At 46.1% G+C, this 21,860-nt stretch carries 18 protein-coding genes and 2 pseudogenes; 5 read left to right on the plus strand and 15 right to left on the minus strand.

From position 1 onward, the window contains the following. Positions 1 to 111 precede the first annotated feature (111 nt). From RIE73_RS28810 to tyrS, 3 genes are all read right to left on the minus strand, one after another. Entirely contained in the window at positions 112 to 1,890 is a 1,779-nt protein-coding gene (locus RIE73_RS28810) for a hypothetical protein (RefSeq protein ID WP_446404434.1), read from the minus strand. Positions 1,891 to 2,389: 499 nt separating this feature from the next. Next, positions 2,390 to 3,463 carry a hypothetical protein gene (locus RIE73_RS28815; RefSeq protein WP_446404435.1) on the minus strand — a complete coding sequence of 358 codons (1,074 nt, stop codon included), beginning with the start codon at positions 3,461 to 3,463 and terminating at the stop codon, positions 2,390 to 2,392. Positions 3,464 to 4,306: 843 nt separating this feature from the next. Next, on the minus strand, positions 4,307 to 5,500 hold the full coding sequence (gene tyrS / locus RIE73_RS28820; RefSeq protein WP_446404436.1) for a tyrosine--tRNA ligase: 1,194 nt from the start codon (positions 5,498 to 5,500) through the stop codon (positions 4,307 to 4,309). A 371-nt stretch (positions 5,501 to 5,871) separates the two neighbouring features. On the opposite strand from tyrS, the gene RIE73_RS28825 reads away from it, so the two are divergent. Continuing rightward, entirely contained in the window at positions 5,872 to 7,794 is a 1,923-nt protein-coding gene (locus RIE73_RS28825; RefSeq protein ID WP_446404437.1) for a transglycosylase domain-containing protein, read from the plus strand. Positions 7,795 to 7,935: 141 nt separating this feature from the next. After that, positions 7,936 to 10,917: a glycerol-3-phosphate acyltransferase gene (locus RIE73_RS28830; RefSeq protein ID WP_446404438.1), complete on the plus strand. Its 2,982-nt coding sequence runs from the start codon at positions 7,936 to 7,938 to the stop codon at positions 10,915 to 10,917. 69 nt (positions 10,918 to 10,986) lie between these two features. Here the strand turns inward: RIE73_RS28830 and RIE73_RS28835 are convergent, their stop codons facing one another. Beyond that, positions 10,987 to 11,577 carry a sporulation/spore germination protein gene (locus tag RIE73_RS28835; RefSeq protein ID WP_446404439.1) on the minus strand — a complete coding sequence of 197 codons (591 nt, stop codon included), beginning with the start codon at positions 11,575 to 11,577 and terminating at the stop codon, positions 10,987 to 10,989. A gap of 257 nt (positions 11,578 to 11,834) precedes the next feature. Further along, positions 11,835 to 12,478: pseudogene (locus RIE73_RS28840) on the minus strand (transposase). A 198-nt stretch (positions 12,479 to 12,676) separates the two neighbouring features. Between RIE73_RS28840 and RIE73_RS28845 the strand changes: the two are divergent. Then, positions 12,677 to 12,814 (plus strand): hypothetical protein, encoded by a 138-nt coding sequence (locus tag RIE73_RS28845; protein WP_446404440.1) that lies wholly within the window; start codon positions 12,677 to 12,679, stop codon positions 12,812 to 12,814. A 145-nt stretch (positions 12,815 to 12,959) separates the two neighbouring features. On the opposite strand, the gene RIE73_RS28850 is transcribed toward RIE73_RS28845, so the two are convergent. Genes RIE73_RS28850 through uvrA form a run of 4 tightly spaced genes read right to left on the minus strand, consistent with a single transcriptional unit; the run spans position 12,960 to position 18,304 of the window. Next, complete coding sequence (locus RIE73_RS28850) at positions 12,960 to 14,828, minus strand: hypothetical protein (RefSeq protein ID WP_446404441.1); 1,869 nt, start codon at positions 14,826 to 14,828, stop codon at positions 12,960 to 12,962. 48 nt (positions 14,829 to 14,876) lie between these two features. Next, positions 14,877 to 15,074 (minus strand): hypothetical protein, encoded by a 198-nt coding sequence (locus RIE73_RS28855; protein WP_446404442.1) that lies wholly within the window; start codon positions 15,072 to 15,074, stop codon positions 14,877 to 14,879. A gap of 23 nt (positions 15,075 to 15,097) precedes the next feature. Further along, complete coding sequence (locus tag RIE73_RS28860; RefSeq protein WP_446404443.1) at positions 15,098 to 15,322, minus strand: type II toxin-antitoxin system MqsA family antitoxin; 225 nt, start codon at positions 15,320 to 15,322, stop codon at positions 15,098 to 15,100. 15 nt (positions 15,323 to 15,337) lie between these two features. Next, a complete protein-coding gene (gene uvrA, locus RIE73_RS28865; protein WP_446404444.1) occupies positions 15,338 to 18,304 on the minus strand; it encodes an excinuclease ABC subunit UvrA in 2,967 nt (988 codons plus the stop codon). 540 nt (positions 18,305 to 18,844) lie between these two features. On the opposite strand from uvrA, the gene RIE73_RS28870 reads away from it, so the two are divergent. Further along, positions 18,845 to 19,075, plus strand: coding sequence for a DUF433 domain-containing protein (locus RIE73_RS28870; protein WP_446404445.1), 231 nt, complete (start codon positions 18,845 to 18,847; stop codon positions 19,073 to 19,075). Continuing rightward, positions 19,072 to 19,405, plus strand: a pseudogene (locus RIE73_RS28875) (DUF5615 family PIN-like protein). Before RIE73_RS28870 ends, RIE73_RS28875 begins: the two are co-directional and overlap by 4 nt. 313 nt (positions 19,406 to 19,718) lie before the next feature. Here the strand turns inward: RIE73_RS28875 and RIE73_RS28880 are convergent. The 6 genes from RIE73_RS28880 to RIE73_RS28905 form a co-directional block, all read right to left on the minus strand. Next, complete coding sequence (locus RIE73_RS28880; RefSeq protein ID WP_446404446.1) at positions 19,719 to 19,991, minus strand: type II toxin-antitoxin system Phd/YefM family antitoxin; 273 nt, start codon at positions 19,989 to 19,991, stop codon at positions 19,719 to 19,721. Further along, entirely contained in the window at positions 19,988 to 20,410 is a 423-nt protein-coding gene (locus tag RIE73_RS28885) for a type II toxin-antitoxin system RelE family toxin (protein ID WP_446404447.1), read from the minus strand. The genes RIE73_RS28880 and RIE73_RS28885 overlap by 4 nt, the downstream gene beginning before the upstream one ends. Next, positions 20,403 to 20,696 carry a DUF2442 domain-containing protein gene (locus RIE73_RS28890; RefSeq protein WP_446404448.1) on the minus strand — a complete coding sequence of 98 codons (294 nt, stop codon included), beginning with the start codon at positions 20,694 to 20,696 and terminating at the stop codon, positions 20,403 to 20,405. The genes RIE73_RS28885 and RIE73_RS28890 overlap by 8 nt, the downstream gene beginning before the upstream one ends. A gap of 8 nt (positions 20,697 to 20,704) precedes the next feature. Beyond that, positions 20,705 to 21,010 (minus strand): DUF2442 domain-containing protein, encoded by a 306-nt coding sequence (locus RIE73_RS28895; protein ID WP_446397500.1) that lies wholly within the window; start codon positions 21,008 to 21,010, stop codon positions 20,705 to 20,707. Positions 21,011 to 21,117: 107 nt separating this feature from the next. Continuing rightward, positions 21,118 to 21,531 (minus strand): type II toxin-antitoxin system VapC family toxin, encoded by a 414-nt coding sequence (locus RIE73_RS28900; protein WP_446404449.1) that lies wholly within the window; start codon positions 21,529 to 21,531, stop codon positions 21,118 to 21,120. Continuing rightward, positions 21,531 to 21,752 carry a hypothetical protein gene (locus RIE73_RS28905; RefSeq protein WP_446404450.1) on the minus strand — a complete coding sequence of 74 codons (222 nt, stop codon included), beginning with the start codon at positions 21,750 to 21,752 and terminating at the stop codon, positions 21,531 to 21,533. The genes RIE73_RS28900 and RIE73_RS28905 overlap by 1 nt, the downstream gene beginning before the upstream one ends. Between the last annotated feature and the right edge of the window lie 108 nt (positions 21,753 to 21,860).

Genomic DNA, 21,860 nt, shown 5'->3' on the forward strand with positions numbered 1-21,860 from the left:
GTTTTAGATTTAATCCGAACTAGGGAGGTATTCGGAGGTCTGTACCAAGTTGAGACTCAGTGCGGTATTCAACTCTTGCGTTGCCAGATTTGTCTCTAGCAATCCCTGACTTCAAGCGTCAGCTAAGTCAGGGTTGTTGAATGTATTATCATCGTCACCATCATCATCAGGAGATGGCATCGAGTCAGCGTGGGCGCGAATCCGATTAGCCTTAAAAGCACCCCGGCGATCGCTCCGGAAGGATGCGTGGTATTGTTGTCCTGTCCCTTCATGACAATTAAAGTTCAGTTTACATGTACGGCAGATAGGGCTGGTTGCCGAAGCCTCAAAGTTCAGGTTCTTAGAGGCGAATTTCCGGAAAAGTTTTGTCCGGTAGCAGTTCCCTGGTGTGTCGGGTACTTCGCCCTCGCTCTCAAAGGGCCATCGGATGAAGGGATTCCCGTTAGGGGTTGTTCGGCTAAAGTCCCTCTTTAATCCATTGTTTCGGACGGGTAGGTCTACATAGTTATCCTCGATTGATTTAGTCGTCGGGTTTCGGTGGTCAGGAGAAAGGTAAACGAGTTTTCTTACTCCAAACTGAGCAGGACGAGCCAGTCCTGCTGTATGGGATTTTCCTAATCCGGTTCCCGACTTGTCTAGGATAAATTTATGTCCGGTGAAAACCGCATTACGCCAGGTGGCTAGTCTCTGCCCATCCTGGTAGCTACAATCAGCTTTCTGTTTGGGTTGGGTGGATTTTTTACGGGGTTTGTCCTTTGGTTTGGGCTTCTCCCCAAATCCCTTGAACAGGTTACTCAGTAGATTGGGTAGGTTTTTAAAGCCGTGTTTTAAGAACCATTCATCCTGGGAGATAAGGCGATCGCTATCCTGTTTCTCTCTTGTTTTGTACCCAAGTCTTTGAGCCAGCTCTAACCCAGATTTATAGACATCCTTTGTATTACAGTTACACCAAGCCTTGAACTGACCCGTTGAAAGTTTAACCCGGAAGCTGGTCAGTGATGTCCCGTTATGATGTGGGCATTTGGCGTACCCCCAGCCGTCTGATTTTTCATGATACCCTTCAAAGTAATGGGCAAAGTTCCGAATGTCCCACGGGTTATCCTGGGGGTTGGTTGGTTGGGTTGGGTTGGTGTGGCTGGTTTTCTTCTCTCTTTTCTTCCTTTTTTTTATTGTTTCGACTTCGCTTAAAGTCGGATAAATCCCGATCACCTCTAACGATTCCACCTCAACCGGATTCCCCCAACCAATACGGTGGTAAGGATTGCCGTTGGGATGAATTGTGGGAGCCAGGACTGTAAAACGTCCCTTGTAGAGTGCTTCGCCAACGTGTTCCCCATCTGGGGCAGTGGCGAAGTTGGTAAATGTAGGCTTCTTAATTGGCTTTACTGCTACGCGCCATCCACCGCTGCCAGTCCGCTCTATCCATAGGTCGTCTTCTTGAACCCCAGTATGTGAGCAGATGTTACTGATAATACGAGCTACATCATTATCACAGTCTTCTTGAGAGGGGTAGCATTTGGCATCAAAGTCCAGCCAGTCCACCCCGGCGTGACCCCCAAGCGTACCCACGCCTGTCTTGGGATTGCGAAAAAACTTTTTGAGTTCTGATTCTGTGGGTAGTCTATCCTGGAATTCACCGTGCTTAACAAAACGCGGCGAACCCTTCCAATCGAGGTAGCTTGGGTTTTTGCCCGTGAATCTGGGGAGGGGACGGAGTTCCCCATCGATGGGGCAGTAGAGATGACCTTCCTTGGTTTTCGATCTTATATGGCACCGTTCATCCCGTGGGTTCTGTTTGGGTGCGACTGGGATAGGAGGGCAACCGAGTTTAAGGAGCGCTTCGATGGTTGCTTGTACTTCGGGATTAGATGAGTAATTTTTAGACCCCATGATGCCATTACCTGGTTGGTTGGTTGTGCAATCCAGGAAATTTGGGGTAGCATGGGACTACGAAAGATTTGATGTTGGTGTCTGTCCCATAGACTAGACAGACCCCAATTTCCTGCGAAACCAGTGCATTCGCGATCCAGCAAGATTTTTGATATGCACTGGTTTCTATATTTTTTATTATTTTCACTACTTTACCGCGATCGGGTGTCGAGATGGCGGTTAATTACAGCGCAAGCTCTATCCGGCTAGAATGTCTGGTTCTTGGAAGGCGATCGCTCTCTTGTGTTGGGCTTGCTGGAAGGGCGATCAACCAAAAGTTACACCGTGGACTTATACCAAGGCAGAATTACTGATGGGTAGGTTTGTCTAGGTTTTTAGAAGAGGTAGGTTTTATTGTCTGGTTTCCGGTTCATCTATCCATCTAATATCGTGGCAAAAAATCTAATCTAGGGGCGGGTAATGGAACAAAATTAACGGATCAACCAATAACCTTCTCTGCCTAACGGGGAGCATTTAATTGTGAGCCGTTGAGCTGACTCGGCTGCAATCCCGGTGTAATCGGTGTCGGATTATTTCCGGCGCTAGGAACGCTATTCGATGGAGTCGGATACTGTCCCACATTAGCGGAGTTAGCAGGTGCGGTTGGCATCACCGGAGAGGTAGTGACACCCGTTGCTGGAACTGGAGGGGCAGGAACTGAGGGATACATGGGCTGTCCAGCACCGTTGTAAACCGATGCATTCGGTGTCACCCCTGTGGGATAGGTGGGCTGTCCGGCACCATTATAACCAGAGACTGTCGGTACAGAAGCTGGAGGATAGCTAGGCTGTATCATCCCCCGGTTGGTTGTCGTCCGGGGCGCAGTTCGTGCTGGAACCCTGTTTTGTCCATTCGTTCCAGAGGCGGGCATGGTTTGACCGGGACGGGTATCCGAACGTTGAGTCAGTTGCTCAGACTTTTGAGTGCTGGTTTGAGACGCCTCAGTTTCTGACACCTCAGTCAATTCTTGGAAAGCATTTGCAGCAGTCGTGTCTGAGTTTGACGGCGAAGACTCAGTATTCAACATATTCGGGTTAGGAAAGAGTCCCTTACCCGATAAAATATCCCCCATGAGAAAGTCTTGTGACGCTTTGGCGAAGGGATTGCTGGAGCTAGGTTTTGCCTCAGCAGTGCTATTGAGGATTGAGGGAGTAGAGGTTGACGGCGGTTTGGGTGTCGATGCGGTCAAAGAATTTTTTTTGTCACCCGACTTCGAGTCCGGTAGATTAGCCACAGCCAGAGCGTTCTGTTGGTCAAATTCCTCGATGAGAACTGCCGAACTGTCAATATCTGCCATATTAGCGGCAAGTTCTTCAGCCGAAAGCGTTGTCTCATCCGTTGAATTCTCAAATTGCTCACGGATTGGGTCTTCTGCCAAGAAACTCAACCAATTGGGATTCTGCCAATATTCCCAGACAAACAACACGATTAAGCCAAAGCCCATAACTGATAGCCAAAATTTGGGTTGCCTGAAGGGTTGAAGTCGGGCTTTTAAATAGCGCAGATACGCAGGCACTTGATTGGGAGATGACATAACGCAAGCTGGAGGTATGATTTGACAACAATTGAACGAACCGAGTCAGAGCCAAGGGGAATTGATGTAACTTTTGTTACAGAAATAATTTAAAGAATTGATGTTTTCTGAGTAAACGGTTGGTTCTGGAGTACAACCCACTAATTATATCTAATCTGATAGACTCTGTGACTCACCCGTTCGGATAGGTACAGCAAGGGCAACTGTGGCAAGCGCGACAAGAGGAACCTCCAGATGGCGGATTGTGGGCTGGACAGAAAGTGGCGGCTTGGATAAGTGAATTATTGGGAAGACCAGTATACCCATAGAAAGTTTAAGGGGAAAGAAATTTCTTTCCCCTTTTTTGGTATTTATATGCGTGAAGTGTCTTTCTCCCCAACAGGGGAAAGACTTCTCCCGACCCACAGGCATATAGCCTGTTTTGTACGAAACTATTGAGGAACGATACTCAGTTCCGAGGCACCGCTTTACAGGAATCCGACTTCCTCGGACGTTCGTTCTCTTTCAAGTATAGCAAAATACGGGGGTTGGGTTTTGATCAGCTCTAAGTAATAGCTCTGCCTTCTGCATGGATGCTCGATAAAAAAGCCATTCCCAGAAAAACCCATAGCAGTATGAGCGGCAATAATGGTGACATGAGCGAACCTCCTATGGAACACACTGTCTGATTATTTTTATAATACCACTTGCCCCACTGATTTTATTGACAAATTTGTAAATTTACGCTAGCTCCAGTTATAGCAGTCGCCAAGGCGATTAGGACAAAGCCCAACGCTGAAACCTTGACCAGTCAATCTTTTCCCTTGGAGCCTTCTGCCCTGGAGCCCTCTGCCTTTTTGTAGCTTAGGAAACCAACCGTACAGATTTCTTTTTCCCTACCTGTAAAACCTTACCCTCTAGCGCTTCTGGGGAATCAAAGGTGCAGTCTACATCCGTCATGCGATCGCCTGCTAGTTTCACACCGCCACCTTTAATCTGTCGCCGCCCTTCGCCACTACTACTACACAACCCACTGGCATTAAGGATATAAAACAACTTGGCGGGAAACTCGACTTGGGAGAGGGAAAATTCGGGGATAGCGCCCCCGCCTTTTGCCGCATCCGCCTCCTTTTTACCGTGATATTGGGTGACAATTGTCCAAGCTAAGAGTTGTTGGCGATCGCGAGGATTCGTGGGCAGTTCCCCTAAGGGTAAATCAGTGAGTAGCTCAAAATACTCCTCCAACAGATTATCCTTCGTCCCTTCCAGCTTTTGGTACATGGGTTGAGCCGCTTCCCGTAACCCCACATAATTATTCAGCGACTTCGACATTTTCAGCACACCATCGGTACCGATTAAAATCGGCAGCAGTAATCCAAACTGGGGAGTTTGACCAAAATGCCGCTGTAAATCTCGTCCCACTCCAATATTAAATTTTTGATCCGTTCCGCCTAACTCCACATCCGCCTGAACTGCCACAGAATCATACCCTTGCATCAAGGGATAGAGAAACTCATGCAGGTAAATCGGATTTTCCTGTTTAAATCGTTCCGCAAACCCCTCCTTAGCCAGCATCTGTCCCACGGTCATCGTCGCTAACAAATCCAGAATCTCTGCCAAATCCAACTGACTCAGCCACTCTGAGTTATAGCGAATTTCCAGGCGTCCTGGTGTGTCAAAATCCAAAATCGGACGCACCTGATCCAAGTAAGTTTGGGCATTGTGCTGCACCTGTTCGTCAGAAAGCTGCTTACGTACTTCCGATTTGCCACTTGGATCACCGATTCTTGCGGTAAAATCGCCAATAATTAGGACAGCGGTATGACCCGCATCCTGAAACGCCCGCAATTTCCGCACAGGAATACTATGACCCAAGTGGATATCTGTCCCCGTTGGGTCAATTCCCAACTTCACCCGCAAGGGACGCTCAGTTTTGAGAATCCGTTGCTCTAGGTTCTCATTCGGGTCTTGAGAATCGGGTGGGTTGGGAAAAATGTCACTAACACCTCGGTATAACCAAGATAATGATTGAGACGTTGAGTTTAAAGAGTTTGACATTCGTCTGGGAAATCTTTGAAGATTAACGTGCAGGAGAGTGGCAGATGTTTAAGATTTACCGTTGTCTATGCCAATCTAGAACGGTAATGCTACCATTTTTGCAGCCAAAAGCCAAAATACTTCGGTTTGTGATCATGAACCATTATCTCAGGCTTACCATATAAGATCTAAGGGAGAACCCATCCACTAATTTAATGCTGGGAGCAATGCCGACAGGGGACAAGAATCGCCAACGCCGAATCGATCGCTAATCCTGACTTTGCCCTAAATTTCTGTAATCATCTATAGCAGGTATAGAACGTCTCTCCCCTAAGGTTGCCTCCCACACAGCCATTGAATATTTTTTTCTTGAGTGAGGAAGTGAAATCACAGTGTCGTCTAGCACCATCCAACAAAAACAACAAAGAGATAGGAAAAAGGGATTGCCACCGGCTTTCCGATTTGTGCAAGGAGTCGCTCAGGTAACAGGCGGAACCATCCTCGGCATTACAATGCTAACTAGCTCGGTTGTGGCTGGTGGGCTGGTGGGCTTGGCGACAAGCTTCCGCAATCTTCCCGATGTAAGAGTCCTCAGGGGCTACGTTCCCACCGAAACAACCTACGTCTACGATATCAAAGGGAAGCACCTGGCTAGCTTGCATGGTGAAGCCAACCGGGAGGTGGTTAAGTTAGAAAACATTAACCCCAATCTCAAGCGAGCGGTGATTGCCATGGAAGATAGTCACTTCTATATTCACCATGGCGTTAACCCCAACAGTGTAGGGCGAGCCTTTTTAGCCAACTGGGAGAAGGGGGCGGTGGTTGAAGGCGGTTCCACCTTGACCATGCAGCTAGTGAAAAACTTGTTTCTGTCGCGGGAGAAAAAATTCTCGCGTAAAGTTGCCGAGGCAGTCATGGCAATTCGGCTCGAGCAAATCTTCACCAAAGATCAGATATTGGAAATGTATCTGAATCAGATCTATTGGGGTCATAACAATTATGGCATCCAAACCGCCTCTGAGAGTTACTTTGCCAAGCCCGCCAGCGAGTTAACCTTGGCAGAATCCGCCATGCTGGCTGGATTGATTCAGTCTCCCGAAGAATATAGCCCCTTTGTCAACTATCCCTTAGCCAAAAAACGGCAAGCGATTGTGTTGCAACGAATGCAAGATCTGGGATGGATCACAGAGCAAGAGAAAAAAGAGGCATTGGCTCAACCCTTGCGTCTGGGTCGAGTGACCTCTTGGCAAACCAGCCAGCTTCCCTACATCACCGAAGCTGTTGTGGCGGAGTTGAATGAGCGATTTGGTCGCGATGCGGTTCTCAAAGGCGGGATGCGTGTCCAAACCACGGTGGATTACAATTTCCAGCGCATGGCGGAAAAAAGCATTGCTCGCGCTCACCGGAACTTGCGCCGCCGAGGGTTATACGCTGATCAAGTCGCACTAGCCGCCGTTGATCCACGTACCCATTATGTCAAAGCTTTGGTGGGGGGTATTGGTTACGACAAGAGCCAATTCAACCGAGCGATTCAATCTCGCCGTCAACCCGGGTCAGCGTTTAAACCCTTTGTTTACTACACCGCGTTTGCCAGTGGTAAATATACGCCCTATTCCACGGTGATGGATACCCCAGTCAGTTACCGCGATGGGAGTGGTTGGTATTCGCCGAGAAACTATGGCGGCGGTTTCGGTGGGGCGATGAGTATTCGTAGTGCGTTGGTGCAGTCGCGAAATGTGCCAGCAGTTAAGCTGGGCAAAGCCGTTGGCTTGGATAAAGTGATTGAAGTATGCCGCACCCTGGGAATTAAAAGCCCCATGGAACCCGTCACCTCCTTACCCCTTGGTGCGATTGGGGTGACACCGTTGGAAATGGCGGGGGCTTATGCCACGTTTGCTAATACGGGTTGGCATTCTGATCCGACAATTATTGTCCGGGTAACCGATAGTATGGGCAATGTGTTATTAGACAATACCCCGAAACCCCGTCTCGTGCTTGATCCTTGGGCAACGGCTTCACTGAATGCGGTTCTCCAAGGGGTGATTCAAGGTGGAACCGGAACCGCTGCTCAAATTGGACGCCCAGCGGCTGGAAAGACAGGAACAACCAGTTCAGAACGGGATGTTTGGTTCGTCGGATATGTGCCACAATTAGCGGCGGCGGTGTGGATTGGTAATGATAACTACAGACCGTTAGGCGGTGGAGCAACAGGGGGTGGATTTGCAGCACCGATTTGGCGCGACTTTATGAGTCAGGCGTTGAAGGGTGAGCAAGTGCGCTACTTTGAACCTGCATCTAAGTATCCGCGTCCTTAAACCACTGATTTCACGGATTGATGGGAGAGATGGCGGTAGGGGGTGAGAGGTTGGTCACACGGATTACACGGATAGGTTAGTTCTCTATCAATAGAGGATGATGACGATTTTCCAGGAAATCTCAGTTCTAATAAATGTCTCATGACGCTAACACAGGTTTGGGGTGCTTTACTCATTTTTGTCCTCTGTCCCCTACTGGGTGGACTTCCCCTGATTTCCTGGATTACCTACCTATTCACTAAACGCCAACTCTCTCAAATTGGTACGGGTAATGTATCCGTCTCCGCCGCGTTCTACCACGGTGGACGTTGGGTGGGTATCTTAGCCGTATTATCAGAAGCCTTGAAGGGAATTGCGGCTGTCTTGCTGGCGGGTTATTTCTTCCCCACAGAACCCGTCTGGGAAATCATTGCTCTGATTATGCTAGTGATGGGGCGCTACTGGATGGGCAAAGGTGCGGGAACCACAAATGTGGTCTGGGGATTTGTGGTACATGACTGGCGCGTCGCGTTATTGGTATTTTTAATTGGAGGAATTAGTTTTACGATTATCCGCGATCGCACGACGGGACGCTATGGTGTTTTAGTCCTATTCCCGATAATTTTGGCACTGTTGCATCCAGAGGACTTCGCTAGAATTATCAGTGCGATCGCGCTGAGTCTAATTATCGGTTGGATTTATCAGAAAATTCCCGATGACTTAGACCTTCCCACAGAACAGGCAAAATCAGAATCTAAATCAGTGTTTCGTTTTTTCCGAGGCGATAAAGCTATTATTCCGCTTGAACGCGAACTTGATCCCCAACAAGTTGGCTCAAAAGCAGCTACTTTATCTCAGCTTAAGCGCTGGGGTTATGCTGTACCACAGGGATGGATCTTACCACCAGGGGATGATATGCAACCCTTGGTCAAATATCTCCCGGTTTCAGAATCCAATCCCCTCGTTGTTCGTTCCTCAGCTATCGGCGAAGATGCGGAACTCTCTTCATCCGCCGGACAATATCAAACGGTTTTACAGGTAACCAGCCGCCCCGCTTTACAGGAAGCGATTACCCAAGTTTTAGCCTCGTATCATCACCCCGCCGCCAGAGGGTATCGCCGTAACCGCGATTTACCCGACACGGCGATGGCTGTCTTAATTCAAAAACAAATCCAAGGGGTATTTTCCGGTGTCGCCTTTAGTCGTGACCCCATGCAGCAACAACAAGACACCGTAGTCATTGAAGGATTACCGGGAGATGCCTCCCAAATTGTATCCGGTCAAGTTACCCCAGAACAGTATCGGGTATATTTCCCAGAATCCCAGCCTGTAGGGGCGGGTTTGACCGATAATGTTCCCGAACAAACCGATAACTCGACGAAACCCGCCCCACTTGATCAACAGCAGACTGGAGATGATTGTTCCCCATCGGTTGAAATTGAAGGAGATGGAGATTTACCCCCAGCGTTAATCAAAGGGGTGGCTACTTTAGCGCGGGAATTGGAAGACCGCTATCATGGGATTCCCCAAGATATTGAATGGACTTATGACGGTCAGCAGTTATGGCTACTACAAACGCGACCAATTACCAATCTCCAACCCATCTGGACGCGCAAGATTGCCGCAGAGGTGATTCCCGGACTGATTCGACCCCTCACTTGGTCAATTAATCGTCCCCTCACCTGTGGCGTTTGGGGGGAAATTTTTACCATCGTTTTAAAAAAACGATCACAGGGATTGGAGTTTAATCAAACTGCTACGCTGCATTATTCTCGCGCCTATTTTAATGCCACATTGTTAGGTGATATTTTCCGGCGCATGGGTTTACCACCAGAAAGTTTGGAGTTTCTGACCAGGGGAGCGAAATTTTCTAAACCCCCCCTGAAATCCACGCTGCGGAACCTGCCCGGATTACTTCGTCTATTAGGTCGGGAATGGAATTTAGATCAGGATTTTGAGCAAGATTATCACCACCATTTTGCTCCGGCTTTGCGTCAACTGCAAGAGCAATCGGTTTTAGAATTATCAGATGCCGAAATTCTGGAACGAGTGAACCAGATATTATCGGAATTACAACGAGCCACGTATTATAGTATTCTTGCACCTTTAAGCCTCTCCCTGCGACAAGCGTTGCTCAAGGTAAAGGATGAAGAATTAGATAGTAGCCAAACCCCAGAAATTGCCAGTTTGCGATCGCTCGCCCAATTAGCTGATGATACGCGCCATTTATTAAGTCCAAAACAAATTAATTGTGATAATCCTGCTTCTGTCTTTACCACCTTGTCAGAAATTCCTGATGCTCAAAGTGTTTTAGAACAGTTCGACCAATTTCTGACACAATATGGCTATCTCAGCGATGTCGCCACAGATATTGCCGTTCCCCGATGGAAAGAAGACCCGCGACCGATACGACAACTCTTTGCCCAGTTTTTATGTGATCCTCCCCCAGCAACTAAACCGCCCAAGCGTCAGCGCTGGAAAGCGGAAGTGGTACAAGCGCGGTTGAATTTAAAAGGGCGAGTGACTGAAGTTTATTCGCAATTTTTAGCCGACTTGCGTTGGAGTTTTGTGGCGCTGGAGAAGCGGTGGTTAGAATCCGGTTTACTCGCTGAAGCTGGGGATATTTTCTTCTTAGAATTTGCGGAGATTCAGCGTCTAATCGCTGAAACCGATCAGGTGTTGCGAGAGGAACTTCCCAGATTGATTCACTATCGGCGATCGCAGTTAGATGAGCATCGTCAATTACGCAGTGTTCCGCCTCTATTCTATGGTAATCCTCCCGCCGTTTCCTTGCTGATGCAAACCCAATCGGAACCCGCTCAACAGCGTCTTGTGGGAATTGGCGCAAGTGCTGGACAAGTGGAAGGTTGGGTGAGGGTTTTAAGTAATTTACAATCGGTTCCAGACATTGACCGCCAAACGATACTGGTTGTCCCCTACACCGATTCTGGCTGGGCGCCTTTATTAGCGCGTGCAGGCGGCTTAATTGCTGAAGTTGGCGGGCGGCTATCCCACGGCGCGATCGTGGCGCGGGAATATGGGATTCCGGCGGTGATGGATATTCATAATGCGACTCAGATGTTCCGTAATGGTCAACGGGTAAGAATTGATGGGCAATCCGGAATTGTAGAGGTTTTGGATTGAGTAAAATTGTCAATCCTGAGACGTGGAAGTTTTGGAGTGAGTTGCTTTTTGCTACAGGAGAACTTCAGATTAAAGTACAATTTCTTGTCCTTTATCGGTAAAGCGAACGTCTTTAATATTGAGTCGAGGGTTTTCTAACAAAGTTTTGCGAATACTACCAAATAATGCCAATTGTTCGCACATCGAGAGGGAGACGAATTGACGCTGGGAATCTGGAGACAAGCGTAAATCGATGGTAGCGATACCGTTATTAAGATTAACGCGATAACCCGCTAAATCCAAATCCCCCGAACTCACTTGGGCGACAACGGTTCCCACAGACGCCGTTACCGGAGTTTCTGCTGCAACAGCCACGGGTTCAGGGATCAGGGTTTCACATTGACTGTCTGTGCGATAAATATTTAGGGTTATGGTATCAGCAGCATCGGAAGGTTGAGGCGTCGATGCTGGATTCACCTCAGGGATGACAGAGGAATCCGGTTGGGCGATAAGTGAGGCGGTTGAGTCAGGATTGGCTGGGGTGGGAGGTAATACAGAAGACTTTTCAACGGGATTGTCAGGAATTCCTTTACTATTTACAGCCAGCCAACCCCAGCCACCAACACCAGCAATAATCAATCCTGCGATCGCGGGGAGAAAATAGGGATGAATACGAGTCATAGTGGAATGCTGATTGCCTCGGGTAGATGTTCGTAACTATAGGATTCGAGGTAACTGGCTACTCATCCGGAGCAAAATTGGTCAACCGGGAAAAACGCGATCGCCCATTTACCCGACACAGTAAATTCTGTAGGGGCGGGTTTTACCAACAACGTAACAGTTTTCGGGAATAACCTATCTAAACCCGCCCTCCTCTCCACCCTAATCGGGCAAAAAATAATCCCACTTAGAGGTATATAATATACGCGATCGCACATTTACCCGACAAGAATCTGAGTGTAATATTTGCCCTGAAATTCACATCCCAGAGGACAAGATTCATCCCAGCTATGGAGATTCTCAGGATGCAAATCATCGTTATGCCAATCCCAGGGATTTTTCAGGATATAGTCACGAATAGCGGTTAATGATTCTTCGTGGCGGATAATATGTTCATAATAACCCCGTTGCCATACAGGGATACCCGATTGGGAACGGAGTTGATTAATTCGACGAGATGAAAAAGTTTTAAACCCGCGAACAATTTATGACTGGATTTTCCCGACGCGATAGATTCTGTAGGGGCGGGTTTGACAGCCAACGTAGCGGTTTTTGGGAATAACTTATTTAAACCCGCCCCCTCTCCACCCCTATCGTGCAAAAAAATAATCCCATGTACATGATTGGGCATAATGATGAAAGCATCTAATCGCACACCGTCGTAACGTTTAGGTAAGATATCCCAATTAAATTTGACGGCTTCACCATAGCGACTCAGTTGCATTTCCCCATCGACTACCTCGCCCAATAAACATTGGCGCTGCCACGTACAAATAGTGATAAAGTAAGCACCTGTTTGGGTATAATCATATCCCTTTAGCCGAATCGAACGGCGATGGTGTTTCTGGGGATTGTATTTCATCATCCATCTCAGGGGTGGTTTGATCAAAATTTAGGATATCCTACCCATATAATAAATCTGTCACATCATCGCACGTTTACCCAACAAGATAGATCCTGTAGGGGCGGGTTTGACAACCAACGTAGCGGTTTTTGGGAATAACCTATCTAAACCCGCCCCCTCTCCACCGCAATCGGGCAAAAAAATAATCCTATACAGATGACAGGAAAAGACGCGATCGCAGGTTTACCCAACAGGATAGATGCTGTAGGGGCGGGTTTGACAGCCAACGTAACGGTTTTTGGGAATAACCTATCTAAACCCGCCCCCTCTCCACCCCAATCGGGGAAAAAATAACCCTACCCAGATCACAGGGAAATGGGAGCGGGGCGGGTTTATAAAATTAAATGGTGAGTTGCATCAGTTTGTGGTAAAACCCGCCCCTACAGAAGATGCCCAAAGATAATGCGCGATCGCACAAACTGAACACCGTAGATGCAAGCTATCTTTTACTTTGTCCTTTTCCTTTCTTTTTAGACTTTTTCAGATAAGACTTAGCCCAAGCATACCGTTGGGGATCTTTTTTCAGTAAATAGTCCACAACTTCGCGGCGTTTTTTCTCATTTTTAGCCGTTTTTACCACTCGCTTAATTTCCGCGTCTTGATCTCTGGGAGAAGCCCCCCGTTGAATTGCCTTTTCAAACCACTCTTCTCCTTTTGAATACTGCCCCCTTTTAAAACAAATTGCTCCCATTAAGGTATAAGGGTGATGACTACTAGGTTGATAATCAATCGCTTTACGCGCACATTTTTCCGCTTTATCTAATTCATAAATGTCTCGAAAGGCTCCGCCCCTAGTGGTTAATAACGCTGATTTGAGCTTATTTTCTTTGATTTTGTCAAACTTGATATCCTTTGTTAATTTTAATGCTTGTTTGGGTTGATCTGCCTTACGCCAATGACTGCTAGCATTGGGCAAGTTCCATTTGTTGCCCGTGCCCTGGTATTCTTGTTCGTAAAACTTGGCTTCAATTTTGTGGTAAGTATTCCAAATCTTTCCAGAGAACAGTTTATATCCTTTCTCTCGCCACCCATAATAACCATAGTTCGATTGACGACGTTTAATTTTATTTTCCTCAAGCCAAGCTACATCCGTTGGTTCCAAACGTTCGGCTTTCTCTAACTTGTGCAGAATCGGGTATAAAGGGCTAGAGGGAGATGTATCTTTATAGTCCGAGACATTATACTTAGACTTGAGAGTGGCAAAGTGTTTAGCTTGCGCGATCGCAATTATATTCTCTCGTCCATTTTCTTTCAGCCAATTTACCTCTGAATCCTCCAGTTTATCCCCTAATTCAATCTTAGACTTTAACGTCGCTGCGTATTTGTCTTGAGCAATAGTAATTGTATCCGTCAATTTACGCTTTTTAAGAAAGTTAATATCCGGTTCGCCTAGCGGATGTTCTGATTCAAGTTTTTTTAGGACTTTGTACAAGTGGCTAGAAGGTGATGAATCTTCGTACTGGCTCGCTTTATATTTTGCCTTCAGTTCAGCAAAGTGCCGCTTCTGTTCCAACTGCTTAACAATATCAAGGGTTTCAGTTAGTTTATGCTCCTCCAGCCAGTCTATTTGTGACTGACTTAACTGCTGATCCGTCTCAAGATGTTGTAGAAGGGGATACAGCGGACTGGATACAGACGAATCTGAGTGTTTAGTCGCTTGATACTTCTCCTTAAGTTGGGCAAAATCAGCTTCTTTTTCAGCCTTTTGTTGCTGATAAATTGCCAAAGTTTGAAATAATTCGTGTTCGTTCAGCCAGGTAATATCTGAATCACGTAACGGTTCTTTTGCCTCCAGTTGTTTTAAGATTCGATACAGCCGACTAACCGGTGACAAATCTTGATGTTTAGTCGCCTGGTACTTGGCTTTTAATGTGACAAAGTGTTCCATCTGTTGAGCGATCACAATTGTCTCAGTATAACCATAGTGTTGCAGCCATTTAATTTCTGAATCCGTTAGCTTATTTACTGAATCCAGTCTGCTAAGTATAAAGTAAAGCGGCGTGGATTTCCAGGAAACGTGGAACTTTGTTGCTGTATACTTAGATGTTAACTTGTGAAATTCATTTTCTAGTTTTCTAAGTTCTTTTTCTTTCTGTCTGCCTTCCTTCCGAATAGCTTCAAGTGTTTCCGAAAGTTTATGTTCTATGAGCCAATTTCGCTCTATCTCAATGATCTCAATTCCCAAGTCAGCTTTTCGTAGGATGAAATACAACAGACTCGCGGGGGATGTATCTTTATAGTCGGTGGCTTTGTACTTAGACTTAAGAGTAGCAAAGTGTTCTACCCCTGTTTGATGCTCATGGTTCATATTAAATTATTTCTGCGTTCAGTCAACAGTAGTGATGTACCGAGATAATCACAGTTTATTTTCCTCTGCTAAAATCTCCTCTGGAGGTATCCAGACAACTTTACCATCACGCCAAATAGCCACTGGATTACCCGCTTGTTTGTGTTTTAACAAAGCATCTTGCACAGCTTTAGCCAATGCTTGATTAATTCGTTCTCTGTCAGCCAAAAGTAATGAAATTCTGTCTTTTATTACTTTATCTGTCATTATCTTACCCCATAAGATGTATTCTACGCCGCGTAACGCAGTATTTCTACCTCAGCACCATTGTTAATAGCTACTTCAGCACGTTGTAATACTTGCTCAGTAACCGTATCACTCAAATAATATTCCCCGCAATTATCACAAACATCTGTTGGTACACCTTTGAGAATTACAATACATTCATTTCGCTGTAACGTGACAGTCACCATACCAGGCTGGGTTTCACCATGCTTACAAATGACACATATCATTAATATTTCCCTCAACTAAGACGTTGCACTTTCTACTTGCGGCGGATACTGCTTCAACACCTCCTTTAAATACATCCCCGTATACGACTTTTCATTCTCCGCCACATCCTCCGGTGTCCCCACCGCAATCACTTCTCCACCTTTATCCCCCCCTTCAGGACCCAAATCAATCACCCAATCGCTACAGCGAATCACATCTAAATTATGCTCAATCACCAACACCGAATTCCCTTTATCCACCAATCGCTGCAACACATTTAATAAATGATGGACATCATAAAACGATAATCCCGTTGTTGGTTCATCAATTAAATACAACGTCTTTCCTGTCGCCCGTCGCGATAACTCCGTCGCCAATTTCACCCGCTGCGCTTCTCCCCCAGATAAGGTTGGTGCAGGTTGTCCTAAATGTACATATCCTAAGCCTACATCCACGAGCGTTTGCAGACGATTCACCGCACGCGGGATGTTCTTGAATACCTCCAGCGCCTCCTCCACTGTCATATTTAAAACATCAGCAATCGAATATCCCTTATATTTCACCTGTAACGTTTCCCGGTTGTATCTTGCGCCTTTACAAACCTCACATTGTACATAAACATCGGGGAGGAAATTCATTTCAATTACATTCACACCCTGTCCGCCACAGGCTTCGCAGCGTCCCCCTTTAACGTTAAATGAAAACCGTCCGGCTTTATAGCCTCTGGCTTTGGCTTCGATGGTTTCAGCAAAAAGTCCGCGAATCACATCAAATACCCCCGTATAAGTGGCGGGATTAGAACGAGGAGTTCTACCAATTGGGGATTGATCAATGACAATCGCTTTATCGACGCCATTCAATCCTTTAACTTTACCCAACTCTTTGGGAAAGGGTATCTTTCGACTCAGGTGATGTTGCAGAGCTGGATAAAGGAGTTCATTCACTAATGTGGATTTCCCGGAACCGGAAACCCCAGTAATGCAAACTAATTTACCCAAGGGAATCTCTATATCGATATGTTTTAGGTTATTGCGGTGGGCATTTTTAAGAACTAATCTTCGCCCGTTTCCTTCCCGCCGTTTTCCTGGAGTTTCAATAATCTGGCGTCCGGATAAATAGGCTCCCGTTAACGAGGTTTCACTATTGAGTAATTCCGTGAAATTTCCCTGAACCACAATGTCGCCACCATGAATTCCAGCCTTGGGACCAATATCGATAATCCAGTCAGCCGTGCGAATGGTTTCTTCATCATGTTCAACGACAATTAAGGTATTCCCTAAATCCCGCAATTTCTGCAAGGTGGCTAATAACCGCCCATTATCCCGTTGATGTAAACCAATACTCGGTTCATCTAATACATATAAAACCCCTGTCAATCCTGCGCCAATCTGAGTCGCCAACCGAATGCGCTGGGCTTCTCCCCCAGAAAGCGTCATTGCTGCTCGATCTAGGGTAAGATAATCTAAGCCGACATCTAAGAGAAATTGCAATCGGGCTTTAATTTCTTTGAGGGCAAGTTCACCTATTTTGGCTTGACGGGAGGAGAGGTGTAATTTGTCAATTCGTTGGTGACTTTCGTCAATGGAAACCTCAAGTAAATCGGTAATCCGATATTGTCCCAGTCGTACTGCTAAGGTTTCTGGTTTTAATCGTTTCCCTTTACAAACTTCACAGGGTTGATCGACTAAATATTGTTCGAGTTTCTGTTTATAGGTATCGGAACTGGTTTCGTCATATTGCTTTTGCAGGATTGGAATGACGCCCCGATAACGACGATAATCGTTATATTCTTCGATCCAAATTGGATTATCTGCGCCATGGAGAATTACCTGTTTCTGTTCGGAATTTAGTTTCTGCCAGGGTGTCCCCAGTTCAAAGCCATAAGCTTGTCCAATATTATAGAGTAGGGACAAGTAATAGGAATTATCTCGCTCCGACCAAGGCGCGATCGCACAATATATCGGTTGGCTGGGTTCGGGAACAACGAGTTCGGGGGAAAAGGTGCGTAAATTGCCTAATCCGTGACAGTGAGGACAAGCGCCATAGGGGGAGTTAAAGGAAAAGAGTCTAGGAGATAATTCCTCCATGACAGCGCCATGTTCGGGACAGGCAAAGTTTTCCGAGAAGATGATTTCTTGGGGGAGTTGTGGTTCGGAATACTGGGTATTTTTTTCGTCATTATGTGTATGAGTTGTGACTCTAGCTGACTCGGCTGCTGTATCATTTAAGACTTCGATTACAGCAATTCCATTGGCACGTTTGAGACAGGTTGCCAAAGAGTCGGTTAAACGTTCCTGGAGTCCCGGCTTTTTAATTAGGCGGTCAATCACCACTTCAATGGTGTGGGTATAATTTTTATCCAACTCAATCTCCTCGGAGAGATTTTGGATCACGCCATCGACGCGGACGCGAACAAATCCTTCGGCGGCTAAACTGGAGAGTAGCTTCTTGTGTGTACCTTTTTTGCCGCGAACGACAGGGGCGAGGATATGGAACTTGGTACGATCGGGGAGTTCCATGACGCGATCGCACATTTGGTCAATGGTTTGAGGGGCGATGTTGCGATCGCAGATCGGACAGTGGGGTTCTCCGGCGCGACCAAATAATAGGCGCAGGTAGTCGTAAATCTCGGTAACGGTACCCACGGTGGAACGGGGATTATTGGATGTGGATTTTTGGTCTATGGAGATGGCGGGGCTTAAGCCTTCAATCGCGTCTACATCCGGTTTATCCAATTGTCCCAGGAATTGACGGGCATAAGCGCTGAGGGATTCGACGTAGCGGCGTTGTCCTTCGGCGAAGATGGTATCGAAGGCGAGAGAGGATTTGCCGGAACCGGAGACGCCTGTGAAGACGATTAAGCGATCGCGCGGGAGATCGAGGTTGATGTTTTTCAGGTTATGTTGTCTGGCACCCCGGATACGAATGGTGTTTTGGCTGGGGGGTTGGTTTCCATTGAGGGATGGGGTAGGGTTGGAGGCAATTTTGGTCAGATCTGACATGAGGGCAATGGCGGGTAATAGTCCTTGATGATCTTAGCGTTGCCTCTGCCATTGGTTGTGAGGGGGGCGTTGTTCTTGCTTTTCAGGGTATGTGGTGCCTCTGTAGGGGCGGGTTTCACGACTATCTTTTCGGTTGCACCTAGATTTTACTAAACCCGCCCCTTTCGCAGGTTTCTAGATTTCGGATGCGAAGTCGGGTTGTTGTTGGGGTTTTGTTCCTGGGAAGCGATGTGTTTTTTTAACGCAGAGGGGCGCAGAGGTTTACGCAGAGGGACGCAGAGGTTTTTTAGGCGATAGTATATGAGATAAGAATTTATAGTTGCGGTCAGGAAGTCATGTTATGAAAATAATTGATCTGGAGCAATCTAAGCACGGTAATAAAGTCTAGGTTAGAGATTTTAGCACTTTCAAACAGCCAACAAAAGATTACATGGGTTACCTAACATCTGATTATGGGTTGCCAACCTAACTTAGGTTTATTGATTGGGTACTGTTTTGGGATAGACTGAGATAATCAAGACTACTCAATCTAACTGAGTCATGAGTTATCGCAACATCATCACCATCGAACCGGGTAAGCGTGGCGGGAAGCCTTGTATTAGACGAATGCGGATTACCGTGTATGATGTGTTGGGCTGGTTGGCGGCGGGGATGTCCCATACAGAAATTTTAGATGATTTCCCGGAATTGACAGAGGAAGATATCCGAGCGTGCTTGGCATTTGCGGCAGATCGAGAACGTCGTCTTATTGCTGTGGTAGGTGATACTTGAAGCTATTGTTTGACCAAAACCTAAGCCGTAAATTGGTGACTCGGCTTGCAGATATTTTCCCCGATTCTAGTCATGTTCAATTTGAGGGTATGACTGAAGCCGATGATAGTGATATTTGGGAATTTGCCAAGGTTCAAGAGTTTTGTATTGTGACGCAGGATGCTGATGCAAGCTGAACGTAGCCGTCTTTATGGTTCACCCCCGAAAGTGCTTTGGTTACGCTGTGGTAATGCACCAACAAGTAGGGTAGAAGCAATTCTTCGTTCTGGCGCTGAGACAATTCAAGAATTCATGATAAATGCCTCACTCGATTGTCTTGAAATTTACTAATTTACTGGACATAAATACATGAAAAATAAACGTCTCACTCCCAAATTTTATTTCCTGTACTACTAGCTAAAATAGAAAGCAAGATTAGCATAACTAACAAACTCGACTTTCTTAACCCACCGTTCAATCGGACTATTAGCTAATTGGTCAGCAACTGAACTCATACCTCGCTAGTCTCCCTAAAAAATTTTACTTGTTTATATTTTAATTAGCGATTATGGGGGCAGTCAAGCAAGATTTATATTTTTTAGATTGTCTGGCATTCCGGATAAGGATGGTGTTTGGGCTGGTGGATGATATATGGCTTATATAACTAAAAACTATCTTCATTACTCAATCCCAGTCTACGCCGCATTTCTGTGCCAGAAATTCCTTCCTCAGCGCGACGACGTTCCCGTGAACGCTCAATTAACTCAATAAATTGAGGATTGGTACTCAGTGAAATCGTCTCCATATCGACGTTTTCTAATGTTATCAAAGCGGCAATAGGTTGACCGTTGCTGGTAATAATAACGGGTTCCTCAGCCAGATCGGAGGTATATTCAGCCAGTGTTGCGTTTGCCTGTCCAATTTCCACAATTTTCATAGGTCATAAATCTCCCCAGCGATACGGACTTGATTGCGTTCCTTGATGCCGACGGCATTGATGTATACAACAGCGTCAGGCTCCTCTTCTACATCATAGTAGACGCGCAAATTACCAATGCGAAGTTCCCAAGGAGCAAGGGGATTAGGGCGCATTAGCTTTCGGTTTTTTGTCTCAACTGTCGGTTGATACATCAGTTGCTCATCGACAGTATCCAAGACAATCGCCTGCTGTCGAGCCGTTAGGTATTGTAGATGTGTCTCTGATTCTGGTGAGTATTCGATGCGGTAAGCCATACCTCTATTAGCGTAAGTTGGCTTAATATTACAATATCCAATATCTGATAAAATGATGCCAACCCAACTTGGGGAATTGTGGAAAGTGCGGAGTGCGATCGCGTCAGAAGTTGTCTTAGCCATTAGCCAAGGATGCTCTGGGAGCAGGCGCTCCCCTTAACATTCCTTCTGTACTCAAATCCTCATCGATATCTTCCCAGTGAATCCCATAACCTCCACCGCATACTTCCCATTGTTCCCGTTGTTCAGACGTAGCATTCAGTAATCTTGGATACCAAGTGAGAGGAACAGAAATTACCCGCCCATCCATGAGATCTACAGTTATTGTTTCCTCTGTAAAGTAAACGTTTTTAACTCTCTCGTCGGCTCGAATCGCCAATTGATTGTATTTTACGTAGTTCTTTAGCACATTTGGTGTTAACTAGCAGAGGTACTACGTGTAGCCAACCAACGCTCAAGTGATTGTTGACTTTCACCACTGCGTCTACCTGCCAATAACCCCTCAATTCCAATATGTTCGTCTAAATCAGTCCACTCGATCGCGTAGCCATCACCTAGTAATTGCCAGTTTTGCCGTTCTGTGGGTGAAGCATACATCAAACGTGGATACCAAGCTAAGGGAACGCTGAGACTTCGACCATCAGCTAAGTCTACAATCAGCCGCTCATCAGTGACGCTAATTTGGTTAGCAATTGGTTCTATCTCAAGTGTCAAAGTAGTCATGCCAAGCATCCAACAACATAATTCTAGAGTAGATGATCTCTAGAATAGAATAATAAGTTAATATAGCGGCACTTAATCCTGACAATAGTATCCACAGTTCCCTTCCTTTACTTGTCGGTGATATTGGCTAACTCTCCAGGTGAGATCACAGAAATTTCAGCGTTCACAAATCCAGAGACATCACGAGTAACGATCGCATCTACCCCGTAGGCTATTCCACAAGCATACTGCACCGCATCTTCAAAATCCTGAAAATTCAGTGCGATCGCCTGTTGTAAAATCTCTCTATTGACCGCGCAAATATGCAAGTCCATTAAAATTTGGGCAATTGCATCATTGGCGGCTATTGCACCTGCTGCTTTTCGGATAATGTAATAGATATTAGTAACCGTTGTGGCGGCAATAAATCCTTCAACCTCACCAGCATCAATTTTTTCAAACAATCTGGCTGCATCTTCCACGAAAGGCTCTCGATTTTGTAAAAAATCAAGCACAACATTTGTATCAATTAAAACTCGCATTACTGGTATTTATCAGTGAGATAGGTAATATAATCCTCTGCAATTTCTTCATCACTCAGCTTATTTGTACTTTTGGCAACTCCTCGCAACCGAGACAAGTTACCCTTTTTCACCACGGAACGAGTTTCCCATTGTAGAGACTCCAGCAGAGTTTGCACTAATTTCCAGCGATCGCCAATTGGTAATTGTAAAGCTTGCTTTTGTAATTCTGGCAACGTCATTAGGATTCTCCTCCTTAAAGTCATCTCTCCTCCATCTTAAATCATACAACCCAGGCTGAACTGAAGCATCACAGCTAGGTATGCGATCGCGGGAACTTTATTATTTGT

Source organism: Coleofasciculus sp. C1-SOL-03 (assembly GCF_040220555.1).
Taxonomy (GTDB): domain Bacteria; phylum Cyanobacteriota; class Cyanobacteriia; order Cyanobacteriales; family Coleofasciculaceae; genus Coleofasciculus.

Excerpts from the sequence above, each read along its gene's own strand:
- RIE73_RS28810 (WP_446404434.1), bottom strand. The coding sequence starts at position 1,890 with ATGGGGTCTAAAAATTACTCATCTAATCCCGAAGTACAAGCAACCATC.
- RIE73_RS28815 (WP_446404435.1), bottom strand. The coding sequence starts at position 3,463 with ATGTCATCTCCCAATCAAGTGCCTGCGTATCTGCGCTATTTAAAAGCC.
- tyrS (WP_446404436.1), bottom strand. The coding sequence starts at position 5,500 with ATGTCAAACTCTTTAAACTCAACGTCTCAATCATTATCTTGGTTATAC.
- RIE73_RS28830 (WP_446404438.1), top strand. The coding sequence starts at position 7,936 with ATGACGCTAACACAGGTTTGGGGTGCTTTACTCATTTTTGTCCTCTGT.
- RIE73_RS28835 (WP_446404439.1), bottom strand. The coding sequence starts at position 11,577 with ATGACTCGTATTCATCCCTATTTTCTCCCCGCGATCGCAGGATTGATT.
- RIE73_RS28845 (WP_446404440.1), top strand. The coding sequence starts at position 12,677 with ATGACAGGAAAAGACGCGATCGCAGGTTTACCCAACAGGATAGATGCT.
- RIE73_RS28850 (WP_446404441.1), bottom strand. The coding sequence starts at position 14,828 with ATGAACCATGAGCATCAAACAGGGGTAGAACACTTTGCTACTCTTAAG.
- RIE73_RS28855 (WP_446404442.1), bottom strand. The coding sequence starts at position 15,074 with ATGACAGATAAAGTAATAAAAGACAGAATTTCATTACTTTTGGCTGAC.
- RIE73_RS28860 (WP_446404443.1), bottom strand. The coding sequence starts at position 15,322 with ATGATATGTGTCATTTGTAAGCATGGTGAAACCCAGCCTGGTATGGTG.
- uvrA (WP_446404444.1), bottom strand. The coding sequence starts at position 18,304 with ATGTCAGATCTGACCAAAATTGCCTCCAACCCTACCCCATCCCTCAAT.
- RIE73_RS28870 (WP_446404445.1), top strand. The coding sequence starts at position 18,845 with ATGAGTTATCGCAACATCATCACCATCGAACCGGGTAAGCGTGGCGGG.
- RIE73_RS28880 (WP_446404446.1), bottom strand. The coding sequence starts at position 19,991 with ATGAAAATTGTGGAAATTGGACAGGCAAACGCAACACTGGCTGAATAT.
- RIE73_RS28885 (WP_446404447.1), bottom strand. The coding sequence starts at position 20,410 with ATGGCTAAGACAACTTCTGACGCGATCGCACTCCGCACTTTCCACAAT.
- RIE73_RS28895 (WP_446397500.1), bottom strand. The coding sequence starts at position 21,010 with ATGACTACTTTGACACTTGAGATAGAACCAATTGCTAACCAAATTAGC.
- RIE73_RS28900 (WP_446404449.1), bottom strand. The coding sequence starts at position 21,531 with ATGCGAGTTTTAATTGATACAAATGTTGTGCTTGATTTTTTACAAAAT.
- RIE73_RS28905 (WP_446404450.1), bottom strand. The coding sequence starts at position 21,752 with ATGACGTTGCCAGAATTACAAAAGCAAGCTTTACAATTACCAATTGGC.